The organism is Actinomadura sp. NPDC049382 (assembly GCF_040677125.1).
In the GTDB taxonomy this organism is placed as follows: domain Bacteria; phylum Actinomycetota; class Actinomycetes; order Streptosporangiales; family Streptosporangiaceae; genus Spirillospora; species Spirillospora geliboluensis.
Genome location: NZ_JBFARO010000053.1, coordinates 1 through 16,351 on the forward strand (window position 1 = coordinate 1; position 16,351 = coordinate 16,351).

General features: G+C 72.8%; 14 protein-coding genes. 12 read left to right on the plus strand and 2 right to left on the minus strand.

What is annotated here, in order from left to right; all coding sequences use genetic code 11:
• Nucleotides 1-83: 83 nt before the first annotated feature.
• From AB0K34_RS26755 to AB0K34_RS26780, 6 genes are all read left to right on the plus strand, one after another.
• The gene (locus AB0K34_RS26755; RefSeq protein ID WP_240807876.1) at nt 84-2,063 is read left to right on the plus strand and encodes an APC family permease; all 1,980 of its coding nucleotides are present in this window, start codon (nt 84-86) and stop codon (nt 2,061-2,063) included.
• 71 nt (nt 2,064-2,134) lie between these two features.
• Nucleotides 2,135-2,902, plus strand: coding sequence for an antibiotic biosynthesis monooxygenase (locus AB0K34_RS26760; protein WP_364551577.1), 768 nt, complete (start codon nt 2,135-2,137; stop codon nt 2,900-2,902).
• A gap of 121 nt (nt 2,903-3,023) precedes the next feature.
• Nucleotides 3,024-5,162, plus strand: a complete 2,139-nt coding sequence (locus AB0K34_RS26765) for an MMPL family transporter (RefSeq protein ID WP_364551579.1) — start codon at nt 3,024-3,026, stop codon at nt 5,160-5,162.
• Between the two features lie 13 nt (nt 5,163-5,175).
• On the plus strand, nt 5,176-5,748 hold the full coding sequence (locus AB0K34_RS26770; protein WP_364551581.1) for a TetR family transcriptional regulator: 573 nt from the start codon (nt 5,176-5,178) through the stop codon (nt 5,746-5,748).
• On the plus strand, nt 5,745-6,461 hold the full coding sequence (locus tag AB0K34_RS26775) for a GNAT family N-acetyltransferase (protein WP_364551583.1): 717 nt from the start codon (nt 5,745-5,747) through the stop codon (nt 6,459-6,461). Before AB0K34_RS26770 ends, AB0K34_RS26775 begins: the two co-directional genes overlap by 4 nt.
• 163 nt (nt 6,462-6,624) lie before the next feature.
• Nucleotides 6,625-7,056, plus strand: coding sequence for a DoxX family protein (locus AB0K34_RS26780; protein WP_364551585.1), 432 nt, complete (start codon nt 6,625-6,627; stop codon nt 7,054-7,056).
• Between the two features lie 78 nt (nt 7,057-7,134).
• On the opposite strand, the gene AB0K34_RS26785 is transcribed toward AB0K34_RS26780, so the two are convergent.
• Nucleotides 7,135-7,788, minus strand: coding sequence for a TetR/AcrR family transcriptional regulator (locus AB0K34_RS26785; RefSeq protein ID WP_364551588.1), 654 nt, complete (start codon nt 7,786-7,788; stop codon nt 7,135-7,137).
• A 116-nt stretch (nt 7,789-7,904) separates the two neighbouring features.
• Here AB0K34_RS26785 and AB0K34_RS26790 point away from each other — a divergent pair, with 116 nt between their 5' ends.
• From AB0K34_RS26790 to AB0K34_RS26805, 4 genes are all read left to right on the plus strand, one after another.
• Complete coding sequence (locus AB0K34_RS26790) at nt 7,905-9,233, plus strand: cytochrome P450 (protein ID WP_364551590.1); 1,329 nt, start codon at nt 7,905-7,907, stop codon at nt 9,231-9,233.
• A gap of 83 nt (nt 9,234-9,316) precedes the next feature.
• Nucleotides 9,317-11,251 (plus strand): serine/threonine-protein kinase, encoded by a 1,935-nt coding sequence (locus AB0K34_RS26795; protein ID WP_364551592.1) that lies wholly within the window; start codon nt 9,317-9,319, stop codon nt 11,249-11,251.
• Between the two features lie 135 nt (nt 11,252-11,386).
• A complete protein-coding gene (locus AB0K34_RS26800) occupies nt 11,387-11,971 on the plus strand; it encodes a Uma2 family endonuclease (RefSeq protein WP_364551595.1) in 585 nt (194 codons plus the stop codon).
• A gap of 144 nt (nt 11,972-12,115) precedes the next feature.
• Nucleotides 12,116-12,376 carry a hypothetical protein gene (locus tag AB0K34_RS26805; RefSeq protein ID WP_364551598.1) on the plus strand — a complete coding sequence of 87 codons (261 nt, stop codon included), beginning with the start codon at nt 12,116-12,118 and terminating at the stop codon, nt 12,374-12,376.
• Between the two features lie 226 nt (nt 12,377-12,602).
• Here the strand turns inward: AB0K34_RS26805 and AB0K34_RS26810 are convergent, their stop codons facing one another.
• Entirely contained in the window at nt 12,603-14,504 is a 1,902-nt protein-coding gene (locus tag AB0K34_RS26810; protein WP_364551600.1) for a protein-arginine deiminase family protein, read from the minus strand.
• Here AB0K34_RS26810 and AB0K34_RS26815 point away from each other — a divergent pair.
• Nucleotides 14,493-15,710 carry an ATP-binding protein gene (locus tag AB0K34_RS26815; RefSeq protein ID WP_364551602.1) on the plus strand — a complete coding sequence of 406 codons (1,218 nt, stop codon included), beginning with the start codon at nt 14,493-14,495 and terminating at the stop codon, nt 15,708-15,710. The two genes, AB0K34_RS26810 and AB0K34_RS26815, sit on opposite strands and share 12 nt — an antisense overlap.
• Nucleotides 15,707-16,348 (plus strand): response regulator transcription factor, encoded by a 642-nt coding sequence (locus AB0K34_RS26820; RefSeq protein WP_301174533.1) that lies wholly within the window; start codon nt 15,707-15,709, stop codon nt 16,346-16,348. The genes AB0K34_RS26815 and AB0K34_RS26820 overlap by 4 nt, the downstream gene beginning before the upstream one ends.
• Nucleotides 16,349-16,351 lie beyond the last annotated feature (3 nt).

Here is a 16,351-nt window from a genome sequence, read left to right on the forward strand (position 1 = left end):
GGCCGCGCGGCCGGGCGGGCGCCGCGGCCGGGTGGCGCGCGGCCGGAGGCGCGGGCGGCCGCACGCGATGGATGCGGAGAGCGGTGAGCATTCCCAAGCGGTTCCTGGTCGGCCGGCCGCTGCGCAGCGCGCAGATGGGCGAGACGCTGCTGCCGAAGAAGATCGCGCTGCCGGTGTTCTGCAGCGACCCGCTCTCGTCCAACGCCTACGCCACCGAGGAGATCCTGCTCGCGCTCAGCCTCGGCGGGACGGCGCTGCTCCACCTCACCCCGTGGGTCGCTGCGGCCGTCATCGTCCTGCTGGCGGTGGTCGTGCTCTCCTACCGGCAGACCTGCCGCGCCTACCCCAGCGGCGGCGGCGCCTACGTCGTCAGCCGCGAGAACCTGGGCCTGAACGCCTCGCTGGCCGCCGCCAGCGCCCTGCTGGTCGACTACGTGCTGACGGTCGCGGTGTCGGTGGCGGCCGGGGTCGCCAACCTCGCGTCCGCGATGCCCGCCCTGGCGCCGTACACGGTACAGCTCTCCGTGGCCCTGGTCGCGCTGCTGGCGATCATGAACCTGCGCGGGGTCCGGCAGTCCGGGACGGTCTTCGCCATCCCGACCTACGGGTTCATCACCGTGGTCATGGCGATGCTCCTGTGGGGCGCCGGACGGACGCTCGTCGGCGAGGCCCCGCAGGCCGAGTCGGCGCATTTCGGGATCGAGCCGTCCCACGGCACGACGGGCTGGCTGGTCATCGCGCTGGTCCTGCGCGCCTTCTCCCAGGGCTGCACGGCGCTCACCGGCGTCGAGGCCGTCAGCAACGGCGTCCCGAGCTTCCGGCCGCCCAAGAGCCGCAACGCCGCCGCCACATTGGCGATCATGGGCGGGATCACCATCGCCATGTTCGCCGGGATCACCGCGCTCGCCCTGGTCTCGCAGGTGCGGGTCGCCGGCTCCACCGGACTGCTGACCGGCGCGCCGCCGGGCTACGAGCAGAAGACCGTCATCGCCCAGATCGCCGCGGCGGTGTTCGGCGCCGGTTCCCCGCCGTTCTACCTGGTCGCCGGGTTCACCGCCGCGATCCTGGTGCTGGCGGCCAACACCGCCTTCAACGGCTTCCCGACGCTGGCCTCCATCCTCGGCGAGGACGAGTTCCTGCCCCGGCAGTTCTCCCGCCGCGGCGACCGGCTCGTCTTCAGCAACGGCATCGTGATCCTCGCCGTCCTTGCGGGCGGCCTGATCTGGGCGTTCCAGGCCAGCGCCACCCGGCTCATCCAGCTCTACATCATCGGGGTCTTCGTCTCCTTCACCCTCAGCCAGACCGGGATGGTGCGGCACTGGACGGACCTCCTCGGGCGCGCGGCCGGGCCGCAGCGGGCCCGGCTGCGGCGCGCCCGCCTGATCAACGCCGTCGGCGCGGCGCTCACCGGCGTGGTGCTGGTCGTCGTCCTGATCACGAAGTTCACGCACGGCGCCTGGATCGTCGTCATCGCCATGCCCGTCCTCTTCATGATGATGAAGTCCATCCGCGGGCACTACACGCGCCTGGCCGCGGAGCTGGAGCCGCCCGAGGAGGCGGTCGGCCTGCCGAGCCGCGTCCACGCGGTCGTGCTGGTGTCCAAGCTGCACACGCCCGCGCTGCGCGCCATCGCGTTCGCCCGCGCGACCCGCCCGGACACCCTCACGGCCGTGACCGTCCGCACCTCCGGCCGCGACACCGGGGAGCTGGAGGAGGCGTGGGCGCGGCACGCCATCCCCATCCCGCTGACCGTCCTCGACTCGCCCTACCGCGACATCACCGGCCCCGTCCTCGACTATGTCGCGCGCATCCACCGCAAGAGCCCGCGCGACGTCGTCTGCGTGTTCATCCCCGAGTACGTCGTGGGGCACTGGTGGGAGCAGCTCCTGCACAACCAGAGCGCGCTCCGCCTCACGGCGCGGCTGCTGTTCCGGCCGGGCGTCATGGTCACCAGCGTTCCGTGGCGGCTCGGCTCCACCGGACCCGGCCGGTTCCGCCGCTCGGCCGGCCGGCTCCGCCGTTCCGCCGGGCGGTTCCGCCGCCGCCCCGCCGCACGGGATTGATCATTCCGCTTCCCGTCGGATGATTACAGGATTACATTGACTACCCCGACCGAAAGCGCCCTGGGGGTCTCGTGATCGTCGAATACATCCGCTACCGCATCGAACCGGACCGCACCGACGCGTTCGAGGCCGCCTACGCGCGCGCCTCCGTCCCGCTCGCCGCGGCGCCCCAGTGCGTCGACTACGAGCTGTCGCGGTGCGTCGAGGAGCCGTCCTCCTACATCCTGCGCATCTGCTGGACGTCCGCCGACGACCACATGAAGGGGTTCCGCGGCGGCGAGCACTTCCCCGCCTTCTTCGCCGAGATCAAGCCGTACGTGCGGCAGATCGAGGAGATGCGGCACTACGAGCGGACGCCGGTGGCCGGCGCCGGATCGTCCGTCCCGACGATGTACGACTGGGCGGGCGGGAGCGAGGCGTTCGAGCGCCTCACCGAGGTCTTCTACACGAGCGTCCTCAAGGACGACCTGCTCTTCCCCCTCTTCGAGCACATGGCCCCGGACCACCCGAAATGGGTGGCGATCTGGCTGAGCGAGGTGTTCCGCGGCCCGGAGCGCTACAGCGCGGAGCGCGGCGGCTACCACCACATGGTCCGGCAGCACCTGCGGCGCGGCATCACCGAGGCGCAGCGCCGCCGCTGGGTCTCCCTCCTGATGGACGCGGCGGACGAAGTCGGCCTCCCCGACGACCCCGAGTTCCGCGCCGCGTTCGCGTCCTACATCGAGTGGGGCACGCGGATCGCCCTCGCCAACTCCCAGTCCGACGCCAAGCCGCCCCTCGAAGCGCCCATGCCCCACTGGGGGTGGGGCGTGGCGCCGCCTTACATCCCGTCCAAGTAGCGGCCCGCGAGACGTGCCGTCCTCCCGTCGCGGAGGGCGGCACGTCCGCGTTTCCAGGCTTTGACAAATAACGCTAGCTGACTAACACTTCCTATCGTACTAGCGAAAGGGAGTGAGTCTCATGGCGGTCCTGCTGTCCCGGCTCGGCCGGTTCTGCTTCCGGCGGCGCCGGCTCGTCGTCCTGCTGTGGACGGGCCTGCTCGTGGCCGCCGTGTCCGGCGCGGCCGCGCTGTCGGAACCGGCGCCGGACTCGTTCTCCGTCCCGGGGACCGAGGCGCAGCGCGCGAACGACCTGGTCAAGGAGCGCTTCCCGCAGGCCGCCGGCGGCGCGTACGCCCGCGTCGTGTTCGCCGCCCCCGCCGGGCGGCGGCTGGACGACCCCGCGACCCGGGCCGCCGTCCAGCGGGCCGTCGCGCGGATCAAGGCCGCCCGGGACGTCGCCGAGGCCGCCGACCCCTTCGCCCGGCGCACCGTCTCGCCCGACGGACGGATCGCACTGGCCGAGGTCGCCTACCGCGTCCCGGCCTACGAGCTGACCAGTGCCGACCGGGACGCGCTGCGCACGGCCGCCGCCGTCCCCGGGCTCCGCGTCGAGATGAGCGGCGACGCCGTCGCGTCACCCGAGGAGGGCGCCGGCGAGCTGCTCGGAGTCGTCGCCGCGGCGCTCGTCCTCCTCGTGACGCTCGGGTCCCTCACCGCCGCCGGGCTGCCGCTGCTGACCGCCGCGTTCGGGATCGCCGTCGGCGTGTCGGCCGTCGCCGCCGCCGGCGCGTTCGTCGAGCTCAACTCCGACACCCCGGCCCTCGCGCTCATGCTCGGCCTGGCGGTCGCGATCGACTACGCGCTGTTCATCATCGCCCGCTACCGCCAGGAGGTCCTGGACGGGCGCGAACCCGCCGACGCGGCCGGACGGGCGGCGGGCACCGCCGGATCCGCCGTGGTGTTCGCCGGGCTGACCGTCGTCATCGCGCTCGCCGGACTCGCCGTCGTGGACATCCCCGTGCTGACCCAGCTCGGCCTCGCCGCCGCGTTCACCGTGTCCGTCGCCGTGCTGGTCGCGCTGACGCTGCTGCCCGCCCTGCTCGGCTTCGCCGGCCGCCGCGCCCTCGGCGGTCGGCGCGCGCTCGCCCGCGCCTCCCGCCCCGCCGTCCCGGCCGGACGCCGCTGGGGCCGGTTCGTCGTGGGCCGTCCCGTCCCGGTCCTCGTGCTGGCCGTCACCGCGCTGCTCGTGGCCGCGCTGCCGGCGCCCGCCCTCCGACTCGGCCTCCCGGACGACGGCACCGCCCCGTCCGACACCACCCAGCGGAAGGCTTACGATCTGCTGGCGGACGGTTTCGGCCCCGGCGTCAACGGCCCGCTGACACTCGTCGTGCAAGCGCCCCGCGCCGCCGCCGAACAGGTCGCGAAGGACGTGGCCGCCATGGACGGCGTCGCCTCCGTCGACGCCCCGGTGATGGACGCCGCCGGCACCACCGCACTCGTCGGCGTCGTCCCCGCCACCGGGCCCACCACCGAGGCCACCGAGGACCTCGTCCACGCGATCCGGGACCGCTTCCACGCCCGCGGCGTCGCGGTCACCGGGCAGACCGCCATCGACATCGACACCTCCGAGAAGCTCGCCGGCGCGCTCGTCCCCTACCTGCTGCTCGTCATCGGCCTCGCGTTCCTGCTGCTCACCGTGGTGTTCCGGTCGATCCTGGTGCCGCTCAAGGCGACCGCCGGGTTCCTGCTCAGCGTCGCCGCCACGTTCGGCGCGGTCGTCGCCGTGTTCCAGTGGGGATGGCTGAACGGGCCGCTCGGCGTCCACTCGTCCGGCGTCATCGTGAACCTGCTGCCGGTCATGCTGATCGGCATGGTCTTCGGGCTCGCCATGGACTACCAGGTCTTCCTCGTCACCCGCATGCGCGAGGAGCACGTCCGGGGCGCGTCCCCGGCGGACGCCGCCGTCGCCGGCCTCGCCCACGGAGCGCGCGTCGTCACCGCCGCCGCCATCATCATGATCAGCGTGTTCGCGGGCTTCGTCCTGTCGGTGACCCCGATGGTGCAGTCGTTCGGCTTCGCGCTCGCCGCCGCCGTGTTCTTCGACGCGTTCCTCGTCCGGCTGACGATCGTCCCGGCGGTGATGGCGCTGCTCGGCCGCGCCGGCTGGTGGCTGCCCGCCCGCCTCGACCGCGTCCTGCCCCGGGTGGACGTGGAGGGCGAGCGCCTCCGGGACGTCCCCGAGGCGGTGACAGTAGGCTCCTCGTCCGAGGCGAGATGACGGAAGGCGGGCGATGGCGCCGAAGCAGGGCCTGCGGGAGCTGAAGAAGGCGAGGACCCGGGCCGCGATCCAGCGGGAGGCCCTGCGCCTGTTCCGCGAGCGCGGCTACGACGCCACCACCGTCGAGCAGGTCGCGCAGGCCGCCGAGGTCGCGCACACGACGGTCTTCCGCTACTTCCCGACGAAGGAGGACCTCGTCGTCAGCGACGACGCCGACCCGGTCTTCTTCGACGCGCTCCGCGCGCAGCCCGCGGACCTGAGCCCGGTGGCGGCCCTCCGCGCCGCCCTCCGCGAGGTCTTCGGCGGCTTCTCCGCCGAGGAACTCGCGGCGGGCCGCGACCGGACCGTGCTGATCCTCTCCGTCCCCGCCCTGCGCGGGGTCGCGTTCGGCAGCTTCATGGACACCCTGCGGACCGTGAACGGCATCCTCGCCGAGCGCTCCGGCCGCCCCGTGGCCGACATCCGCACCCTGACCGGCGCCGCCTTCGGCGTCATGCTCGACCTGATGCTCCGCTGGTCGGAGGACCCGTCCCTCGACCTCCCCGAGGCGTTGGACGAGGCCCTCTCCACCCTCGAACCGGCATGAACCGCGACGACACCCCGCTCGACGACACCCCGCTCGACGACACCGCGCTCGACGACCCCGTGGGCGAGTCCCTGCGAGGCCACCACGCGCACCTCGGCCGCCGCCGGGGCAGGGCCGCCACCTACCTCCCGGACGTCGCGACCTTCTCCGCCGTCCCCGCCGACCCCGGCCCGGCCGACTGGGCCGACCTCGCCCGGCTGCTCGGCCCCGGCGGGTTCGCCGACATGTTCAGCAGCCCCGCCATCCCCCCACCGGACTGGGAGCCGGTCTTCGTCCTGGACGGCCTCCAGATGCTCTGGCCGGACGGCGCCCTCCCCGACACCGACCCCGCCGTGGTCGAACTGAGCGAGCGCGACGTGCCGGACATGCTGGACCTCGTCGCACGCACCCGCCCTGGACCGTTCTGGCCGCGCACCCACGAACTCGGCACCTATCTGGGCGTTCGCGAGGGCGGCGCCCTGGTGGCGATGGCGGGCGAACGGCTCCGCCCTCCCGGCTGGACGGAGATCAGCACCGTCTGCACCGCCCCCGAGGCACGCGGCCACGGCCACGCGGCCCGCCTGATCCACTCCCTGGCGGCCCGCATCACGTCCCGAGGCGACCGTCCCTTCCTGCACGTGGCCGCGGACAACACGGGCGCGATAGCCCTCTACGAACGCCTCGGTTTCGAGCCCCGGCGAAAAGTGACCTTCCGCGGCTTCCGCGTCCCGTAACGCCCGCCTCAAGGCCGGCATGGACTTACTGTCGCTCTGACCTGGGCTTATGTGGTCTCGAAAAAATCTTGAAGAAAATCGGGCGGGGATGTCGATCCGGTCGGGGTTCGTGCGACGCGTCAGTGAAGGCCGATGAGATGCACCGCACGGAAGGACCACCGCCATGACCGCTCAGACCGCCCAGACCGTCCAGTCCCCCACCGCCGCCGCTGTTGACGGTGGCTCGGTGCGCAGGGTGCTGTGGGTGCCGCAGGTTCTGCTCGCGGCGTTCCTGCTGATCGCGTCGGGGCTGCCCAAGCTGGTCGGGCAGGCCGACGCCGTGGAGACCTTCGACCTGATCGGGTGGGGCCAGTGGTTCCGCTACGTCACCGGGATCGTCGAGGTGTCGGGCGCGATCGGGCTGCTGGTCCCGCGCCTGGCGGGGCTCGCCGCGACCGGGCTGATCGGCCTGATGGCCGGCGCCGTCACCACCCACCTGCTGGTCCTGGACCCGGCCTGGAGCCTGATGCCCGCCGCGTTCGCCGTCATCTTCGCCGCCATCGCCTGGAACCGCCGCCACGACACCCGCGAACTCCTGCACTCCCTCAAGCGCTGACCACACGAAGACACGGCCTGCCCGAGGCCATCCCGTCCCCGGGCAGGCCGTTTCGGCATGTCCGCTCGGTGCGGCGGGTCAGTGGAGGCGGTTGTGGAGGGGAGCGGCGAGTTCGGTGGTGCTCAGAACCAGGGCGACCGTGTAGTTGATCAGGTGGTCGCGGTCGATGCCGAGGTCTCCGCGGAACCAGCCGGTGAACAGGTCCCACAGGCCGGCCGTGAGGGTCAGGCCGGTCAGTTCCAGGTCGACGTCGGGCAGCAGGACCTGGTCCAGGGTCTCGTGGGTCTCGGCGGCGAAGATCGCGGCCAGCGTCCGGACGATCTCGATGCGCCGCTGCTGGAGCAGCGGTGAGGCGGGGAACGCGTGGGTGAGGATGTGGGCGCGGCGCGGGTCGCCGGTCAGGAAGTCGAGGACGGCGGTCACCGCGGCGCGGGTGCGGGCCTGCGGCTGGCGGGGCGCCCGGTGGGCGGCCGACAGGATCACGTCCGTGCCCAGGGCGACCTGGTCGTCGACGACCGCGAGGAGCAGGGCGTCCCGGTCCGGGAAGTTCTCGTAGAAGTAGCGGTCGTTGAGCCCGGCCCGCACGCACACCTTCCGGACGGTCGTGGCCGCCAGCCCCTCGGTGCCCAGCAGGTCCAGCCCGGCCGCCAGCAGCGCGGCGCGGCGGCGGGCGCGGCGCTGGTCGGCGGGCACGCCGCGGTACGGGCGCGCGGGTGCGGGCTCGGAGGTCACAGCCCAGATTGTGCCCCATCCCTTGACTTCATCCGCGAATCTGGGGACGCTGAGCACCAGATATCTGGTGTGACGCTTCACCAGAATCGCGGACGAGACGGGAGCGTGAGGTCCGGATGGCCACGGAGACCCCCCGAAAGCTGACGCCGGCGGACATCGACCTGAGCGACCTGCGCTTCTGGACGCGCCCCCTCCATGAGCGGGCGGAGGCGTTCGCGGTGCTGCGGGCCCAGCCGAAGCCGGTGTTCCTCGTCCTGCCGAAGCTGCCCTTCCTCCCGCAGAGCCCGGGGTCCTGGGCGCTGACCCACCACGCCGAGGTGACGGAGGCCAGCCGCAACCCGGAGGTGTTCAGCAGCGAGCCCAGCGCCACCAGCCCGGCCGACATGCCGCGCTGGATGGACAAGTACTTCAACTCGATGATCGACATGGACGATCCGCGGCACGCCAAGATCCGCCGGATCGTGTCCCGGGCGTTCACCCCGAAGATGCTCGCCAAGGCCGAGGACGACATCGCGCGCCGCGCCGCCCGGATCGTGGACGAGCTGATCGAGGCGGGCGGCGGCGACTTCGTGTCCGGGTGCGCGGCGCGGCTGCCGGTCGAGGTCATCTGCGACATGCTCGGCATCCCCGTCCGGCACCACCGCCGGGTGGTGGAGTGGACGAACATCATCGTCGGCTACAGCGACCCCGAGTACGTGGGCGCGACCTTCGAGTACGGCGGCGCCGAGCCGAAGATCGGCCGGCTCGCCACGATGCGGATGCTGGGCACCGTGGCGTCGGCGGGGTGGCGGCTGCACCGGCTGGCGTTCAAGCTCGGGCGGGAGCGCCGGGCCGCGCCGACCGACGACCTGACCTCGGCGCTGGTGAACGCCAACGTCGACGGCGAGCGGCTCAGCCCCCGCGAGTTCGCCGCCTTCTTCCTGCTGCTCGTCGTCGCCGGGAACGAGACGACGCGCAACGCGATCGCGCACGGCCTGAAGCTGTTCACCGAGCACCCCGACCAGCGCGAACTCCTCCTTGAGGACTTCGACGGGCGCATCGGCGGCGCCATCGAGGAGATCGTCCGCTACAGCAGCCCCGTCATCTTCATGCGCCGCAACCTCACCCGCGACTACGAGATGAACGGCCACACCTACCGCAAGGGCGAGCGGGTGACGCTGTTCTACTGGTCCGCCAACCGGGACGAGGCGGTCTTCACCGATCCCGACCGTTTCGACATCCTGCGCTCGCCGAACCCGCACGTCGGTTTCGGCGGGCCCGGCCCGCACTTCTGCCTGGGCGCCAACCTGGCCCGCCGCGAGATCACCGTGATGTTCCGCGAGCTGTTCACGCGCCTGCCCGACATCGCCGCCGGCGACCCCGACCGCCTGAAGTCCGGCTTCATCAACGGCTACAAGCGCCTCCCCTGCACCTTCACCCCGCCCACCGCCCGCACCTCGGCATGACGTCCGCCGCACCCGTGTTCCGCTGATCACCAAGGGGCGCGGGGCACTATCGAGGCACGGCTCGGTGTGACTACTGTGCCGCTGTGACGCGGGACGTGGGAAAGGTCGTGCTCGGCCGGTATCGGCTGCTGGAGGTGCTGGGCGAGGGCGGCATGGGCGCCGTCTGGCGTGCGCACGATGAGCGGATGCGCCGGGACGTGGCGCTCAAACAGCTCAAACTCCCGCTGAGCCTGGAGGCCGGGGAGCGCGAGCAGCTGGTGGCGCGCATGGAGCGGGAGGCGCGCTCGGTCGGCATGCTCAAGCACCCGGGCGTCATCACCGTCCACGACCAGTTCCACGACGACGACGGCCTGCCCTGGATCGTCATGGAACTGGTGCGGGGCCGCTCCCTCGCCGACCTTCTCCGCGACCACGGGCCGCTGGACGAGGCGGAGGCCGCCCGCATCGGCGCGCAGATCGCGGAGGCGCTGGCCGTCGCGCATGAGGCGGGGATCGTGCACCGCGACATCAAGCCCGCCAACATCCTGCTGGAGGGACGGCGGGTCGTGGTGTCCGACTTCGGGCTCGCCGTCGTCCCCGGCGAGACCACCCTCACCGCCACGGGCGCGCTGCTGGGCACCCCCGCCTACCTGTCCCCTGAGCAGGTCAACGACCGGGAGGCGACCGCCGCGTCCGACATGTGGTCGCTGGGCGCCACCCTGTACGCCGCCGTCGAGGGACGGCCCGCGTTCAGCGGCGGCACCATGGCGGCGCTGCTGCTGGCCATCGCCCGGGGCGATCCGGCCCCCGTCCAGCGTGCCCGGCGGCTGGCGCCGGTCCTGCACGACCTGCTGCGCCGCGACCCCCGCCAGCGTCCCACCGCCAAGGCCGCCGCGGCCGCCCTCGCGGCCCTCGCCGGTCAGGCCGCCGCCGCGCCCGCAGCCACCGAACCGGCCCTGCCGGCCCCGGACCTCGCCGTCCCGCAGCTCTCCCGCCGCGCCTATCTCGTCACCGCGGGCATCGCGGCCCTCGCCCTGGCCGTCCCCGTCGGCTACTTCGCGACCCAGACCGGCGAGTCGGGACGGCCCCGCCGCATCACGTCGCCTCCTCCCACCGCACCGTTCCCCATCGGGCAACCGCTGACCGGCCACACGGGCTCCGTCAACGCGGTGGCGTTCAGCCCCGACGGCAAGATCCTCGCCTCTGCAGGCGACGACGACACAGTGCGGTTGTGGGACGTCGCCTCCCGCACACCCCTCGGCACACCCCTCACCGGCCACGAGAAAGAGGTCACGTCGCTGGCGTTCAGCCCCGACGGAAGGACCCTGGCCACCGGCAGCCGGGACACGACCGTGCGCGTGTGGGACGTGGCCACCCGCAAACCCCTCGGCAAGCCCCTCACCGAACACGAGGACCCCGTCCGGGCGGTGGCCTTCAGCTCTGACGGCAAGCTGCTGGCCACCGCTGACGTGGGCACCCTCCTGCTGCGGAACGCGTCCACCCGCCGACCCATCGGCGGTCCCCTCGAACAGCTCGGCACCTTCGACTCGATCGCGTTCAGCCCGCGCGGCAGGATCCTGGCCGGAGACGCCTACGACGTGGTGTTGTGGGACGTGTCGGGCCGCAAGCCCCGCGCCCGTGACATCACAGGCGACACCAACGGCGTCCTCGCGGTGGCGTTCAGCCCCGACGGCAAGCTGCTGGCCGGTGCCGGCGAGAAGAAGCAGGACGACGTGCGCCTGTGGGACGTGGCCACCCGCACCCAGCTCCCCCAGTCCTTCATCAACCACACGGAAGACGTCAACGCGGTCGCGTTCAGCCCGGACGGCAAGACCCTGGCCACCGGTAGCTCGGACGAAACAGTGCAGCTGTGGGACGTGGCCACCGGCAAACCTCACGGTGACCGCATCACCGGCATTGAGGGCACCGTCCGTTCGGTGGCCTTCAGTCCAGACGGCAAGACCCTGGCCACCGCAGGCTCCGACAACGCCATACGCCTATGGCACGTCCCCCCAGCCCTCCAACAAACACCCGCCTAAACCACCGTCAGGGGCCGACCCCGCGCGACACCAACCAGCGCAACAGAGTGCTGGAGACGACGCAGGGGCGGCGGACAGTGCTGAAGGTACCCTGCTAAGTACCCGCACCGACCTCGACCGGAGGCGCTACGAGCCATGCATGCGCTGACTCTTCCATTGCCGTCCGGTGACACCTGGACTCGGGCAGACTACGAGGCGCTGCCCGAAGACCTCCCGGTACGTGTGAGCCTCATCCATGGAGAACTCGTCGTGAATCCACGGCCTCGGCCGATCCACCAGCGCATCGCGCGGCGCTTGGCGACCCGTATCGAGGACGCCGCGCCCGATGCCTGGCAGGTCGACACCGATGTGGACGTCCTTCTGGACGACGACGAGGCCGAGCCGGTCGAAATCGCCCCGGACATCGTCGTGTACTCCGCCGAGCACGACGTCTATGAACGTCCCATCCAGGCCGATCTCGTGGCTCTGGTCGTCGAAGTGGTGTCACCGTCCACCAAGCGCAGGGATCGGCGGATACAGCCGACGCTCTACGCGGAGGCCCGGATCCGGCACTACTGGCGCGTGGAGACCGACCAGACCGCACCGGCGTTCGCCGTCTACACGTATGAGCTGGACGACGCCACGGATGGATACGTTGCGACCGGCGTGCACCACGACCGGCTCACCGCAACGGTGCCGTTCGATCTCGACATCGAGCTCAAGTCCGTCCGCGAACGCTGAGATCAGCGAGGCGCCGACGTTCACCCACCGCCGGCGCGTCCCGGAGCGGGAAGCCGGTCAACGGGTGTGAGGCCACAGCCGTCTACTAGGCAACCCCCACCTGTGAGAAGCCACTTTAGGAGTGGGACGGACGCGGCCGCGGAGGTGAGGGACAAGGCCGCAGCGCTGCCGCCGGGGTACCAGATCGTCACCCTGCCGAACGCCGACGTCCCCAACTTCCAGCGCCGGGTCGTCTACTGCCCGGGCAGCAAGCACGTCCTCGGAGGCGGCGGCGAGGCGCGAGGCAACGGCGCCATCCTCGTCGGCTCCTTCCCGAGAGAGGACGGTCGCGGCTGGATCGCGCTCGGCCGCCAGATCGGCTACAACGACGTCGGTATCAGTGTCTTCGCGATCTGCGCCGACTGACAGATCCACCTCTTCGCCGGTCCCGAGCCGCGACCCTGCGGCCGGGACCGGTCGCGTTCCCTCCTCGGCAGTCGCCCGGCTCTGCGGTACGTCCGACGCATGCCCTGCCCGACGCCCATCCTTGGTGCGGTACCGGCCGTCTACACCCGCCTGCGCCCCTGGATAGCGGGCGTGGAGCCGATCCCGGACCCCTGGCTCACCCCATCCGGACGCTCCAGGGGCCGGGTCAGCGGGTGGAGTGCCACCAGGGGGTGGTGGTGGCCAGGTTGCGTTGGACGTTGGTGACGCAGTGGATGTCGCCGCCGGCCGTGCCGACGTAGTGGGAGTAGTCCCAGTCCTCGATCCAGTGGACGCGGACGCCTGCCGTGCCAAGTGCCCGCTCAGTGGCTTGCTGGAAGACGTCTTGGCCGCCCTGCCGTGGCCCGTGCTGGGCCGGGGCGAGGTATCCGCCGGTGCCGGTGCTGATGCCGTTGGCGGCGTCCGGCAGGTAGGTGACGGTCAGGTCCTTGCGCGGGTAGTCGCCGGGCAGGTCGATCTTGGCGAACAGCGCGGGGACGCGGATGACGTCGCGTTCGGTGATCCCGGCCTTCTCGCGGAACTGCCGCAGCGCCCGGTCGACGCCCGCCGCCGCGATGCGGGTGCCGTTCACCAGTTCCGGCTTGCGGAGGGCCTGGGCGACCGTGAGGCCGGGGAACTGCGTGTTGGACGGGGCGACGCCCTCGACCAGCCGCTGCCCTCCGCCGCCGGTGGCGGCGACCTTCTTCAGCAGGTCCATGCCCAGCCGCGGGTCCGCGATGACCATGGCCCAGCCCTTGCCGCCGCGCCGGGGGACGAAGTGGAGGAACTCGTCGATGTGGCCGACGCCGAGCCAGCTCGTGTCGACGGCGATCGGGTCCTGGTAGCCCTGCGCCTCCAGCATCCGGACGAACTTCGCGTCGGGGGTGAACTTGCCCTCGCCGCCGTAGACGATCCGGCCGGTGCGGTACTTGCCGTAGGGCGGGATCGTCCCGAAGTTGCCGCTCGAACTGGCCGACCCGTAGTACAGGTTGTCGTCGGGGCGGTCGACCGCCGTGGCGTCGAACTCCTGGATCCCCGCGACGCCCGGTCCGCGCATCATGGTGAACACCGGGCGGGACGCGTCCCGCAGCGGGCGGTCGCGGGCGGGGAAGTCGGGGGTCACGGCCGGGGACCTGAGGTTCACCACGATGCGGTGCTCCCTGCCGCCCGGGCCCGGCATGGACGCGTAGCCCGCCTTGAACATGTCGCCCATCCACTGGTCGCCCCCGGCCGGGGACTCGATGAACGGTTTGCGCAGCCCCTCGGCGTCCAGTGCCCGCCGCAGGTCGCGCCGGTACGCCTCCTGGCCCTTGACGGGCTTGTCGGGGGCCTTGCCCTTCTCCAGCGTGACGGGGGCCTTGGGGTTCGCGACGACGGCGCGGTCCAGGGGGAGGAGGTCGTGCTGGAAGAGGACGGGCGCCACGCGCAGCCGCACCTTGTCGGAGCGGGTCCGCCCGCCGTCGGCGACCGTCAGCGTGAGGTCGCTGAACCCTGACCAGACGGCCGGGTCGCGGACGACGTCGCGGGCCTCGACCGCGAGCCGCACCCCGCGGCGGAGTTCCTCCGCGGTGATCGCGCCGTCCGCGCCGAGTGCCGTGAGGCGCCCGCCGCGCTGGACGAAGATCCGCACCTTGCTCCGCGACCGGGCGTCGGGATGCAGCGCCGCCCGCGCGGAACCGGACACGCCCTTCATCGCCGGGATCTCCAGCGGCGCCAGGTCGGCGGCGTCGGCTGCGCCGTTCACAACCGCGTCCGACGCGTCGTTGCACGCCGCCAACGCGGCGTCGGTGAGGCGCTTGTCGTTCGCACCGGCCGTCGGGCAGCGGGAGGCGTCGTCGTCGAGGTTCGGCAGCATGATCGCCCCGCGCGTGGCCGTCCACGCTCCGCGCCGCGCGTCGTCGGCGGGTGACAGCCGTCCGTCGCGGTCGGTGTCGGCGCGCAGCAGCGCGTTGCCGGACGACGCCGACGGCGCGCCCGCCAGCGCCGCCTCGGCCGTGATGCCGCAGCCCGCGAGGCAGGCCACCGCGGCAGCGGCCAGCCCGGTTCGTACGATTCGCTTGTGACCGTTCATGGGGACAAGCCTCGCGATCATGGCCCCGGACGGGCATCGACCGTTCGGCAGATCTTCGCGGCGGGCACCTCGTCCGTTCGGCAGAGGCGCCCGCGCGCCCTCACCGCCGGAGCGCTGATCGCCGCCCTCGCGATGGCCGCCGCCGCGGGCACGCCGGGCGTGGGGCCGTTGATCACGCTTTCGGCCTGGCTGACCGGTGCCGCGCTGGTCCTCATGCTCGCGTTTCCGGACGTCCGGCCGGGCGCGATCGCGGGCGCGGCCGGAGCCGGCTCGCTGGCCGCGACCCTGGCCTTCCAGGGGCCCGCCGGAAACCGGACGGCCGGTTGGTGGCTGGCGGAGTCGGTCGCGGCGGCGGTCGTCCTCCATCTGGTGGTGCGGCGCGCGGACGCCCGTCCCGCCGCGCTCGCGGGAGTGGCGGCCGCCGTCGCGGTGACCGTGCTCCCGCTGCGGCTGACGCTGCACGTCGTCCCGCCCGCGAGCGCGCGCGGCGCGGTGCTCGGCTGCCTGTTCTGCGGGCTCGGCGCGGCGGTCGCCGCCGGCAGTGGGCTGTACCTGCGGTCGCTGGACGCGCGGCGGTCCCGGTCGGTGGCCGAGGCGCGGCGCGCGCAGCGCCTCGACCTGGCGCGCGACCTGCACGACTTCGTCGCCCACGAGGTCGGCGGGATGATCGTCCAGGCGCAGGCCGCCCAGCTCGGCGGCGACCCCGCGGCGGCGCTCCGGCGGATCGAGGCGGCCGGGGCGCGCGCGATGGCCTCACTGGACCGCACCGTCCACATGCTCCACGACGACGGCCCCCGCGACGGCCCCCACGGCCTGGACGAACTGCCCGCGCTGGTAGACCGGTTCAGCACGTCGGACGGGGCCCGGGCCCGGCTGACGATGGAGGACGTCACCCCTCCTCCCGAGGTCGCGGCGACGGCGTACCGGCTGGTCGTCGAGGCCCTGACGAACGTCCGGCGGCACGCCCCGGGCGCGACCGCCGTAGAGGTGTCCGTCACCGCGACCGGGCCGCACCTGCGCGTCGCCGTCACCGACGACGGCCCCGGAGGCCGCACGGGTCGGCGGCGCGAACGGCGGCGCGGCGGCCTCGGGCTCCCCGGGACCGCCGAGCGCGTCGAGGCCCTCGGCGGCGACTTCCGCGCAGGTCCCGCCGGTGATCGGGGCTGGCGGGTGATCGCCCTGATCCCACTACGATCGCCGCCATGACCACTCGGATCGTCATCGCCGACGACCAGGATGACGTCCGTGGCGGCTTCCGCATCATCCTGGACGCCCAGCCCGACATGGAGGTGGTCGGGGAGGCCGCCGACGGCGCCGCCGCCGTCGACCTGGCCCGGCGGCTGCGTCCCGACGTCGTCCTCGCGGACATCCGGATGCCCCGCATGGACGGCCTGGAGGTCACCCGGCTGCTGGCGGGCCCCGGCGTGCCCGATCCGCTCCGGGTGCTCGTCGTCACCACCTTCGACCTCGACGAGTACGTGTACACGGCCCTGCGCGACGGCGCCTGCGGCTTCCTGCTGAAGCGCTCCGGCCCCACGCTGCTGGTGGAGGGCGTCCGCGCGGCCGCGGCGGGGGACGCGCTCATCAGCCCCACGATCACCACCCGGCTGCTGCGCCGCTTCGCCCCGCCCCGCCCGCGCGCCGACGACGGCAGCCTCACCGGCCGCGAGGCCGAGGTCGCGACGCTCGTCGCGCGGGGCCGCACCAACGCGGAGATCGCCGCCGAGCTGTCCATCACGCCCGGCACCGCCAAGACCCACGTCGCGAGCATTCAGCACAAGCTGGGCGTCCGGAACCGCGTTGAGATCGCCGCCTGGGCCTGGCAGACCGGCCGACTCGGCTGACGA

Excerpts from the sequence above, each read along its gene's own strand:
- AB0K34_RS26765 (WP_364551579.1), top strand. The coding sequence starts at position 3,024 with ATGGCGGTCCTGCTGTCCCGGCTCGGCCGGTTCTGCTTCCGGCGGCGC.
- AB0K34_RS26770 (WP_364551581.1), top strand. The coding sequence starts at position 5,176 with ATGGCGCCGAAGCAGGGCCTGCGGGAGCTGAAGAAGGCGAGGACCCGG.
- AB0K34_RS26775 (WP_364551583.1), top strand. The coding sequence starts at position 5,745 with ATGAACCGCGACGACACCCCGCTCGACGACACCCCGCTCGACGACACC.
- AB0K34_RS26780 (WP_364551585.1), top strand. The coding sequence starts at position 6,625 with ATGACCGCTCAGACCGCCCAGACCGTCCAGTCCCCCACCGCCGCCGCT.
- AB0K34_RS26790 (WP_364551590.1), top strand. The coding sequence starts at position 7,905 with ATGGCCACGGAGACCCCCCGAAAGCTGACGCCGGCGGACATCGACCTG.
- AB0K34_RS26800 (WP_364551595.1), top strand. The coding sequence starts at position 11,387 with ATGCATGCGCTGACTCTTCCATTGCCGTCCGGTGACACCTGGACTCGG.
- AB0K34_RS26810 (WP_364551600.1), bottom strand. The coding sequence starts at position 14,504 with ATGAACGGTCACAAGCGAATCGTACGAACCGGGCTGGCCGCTGCCGCG.
- AB0K34_RS26820 (WP_301174533.1), top strand. The coding sequence starts at position 15,707 with ATGACCACTCGGATCGTCATCGCCGACGACCAGGATGACGTCCGTGGC.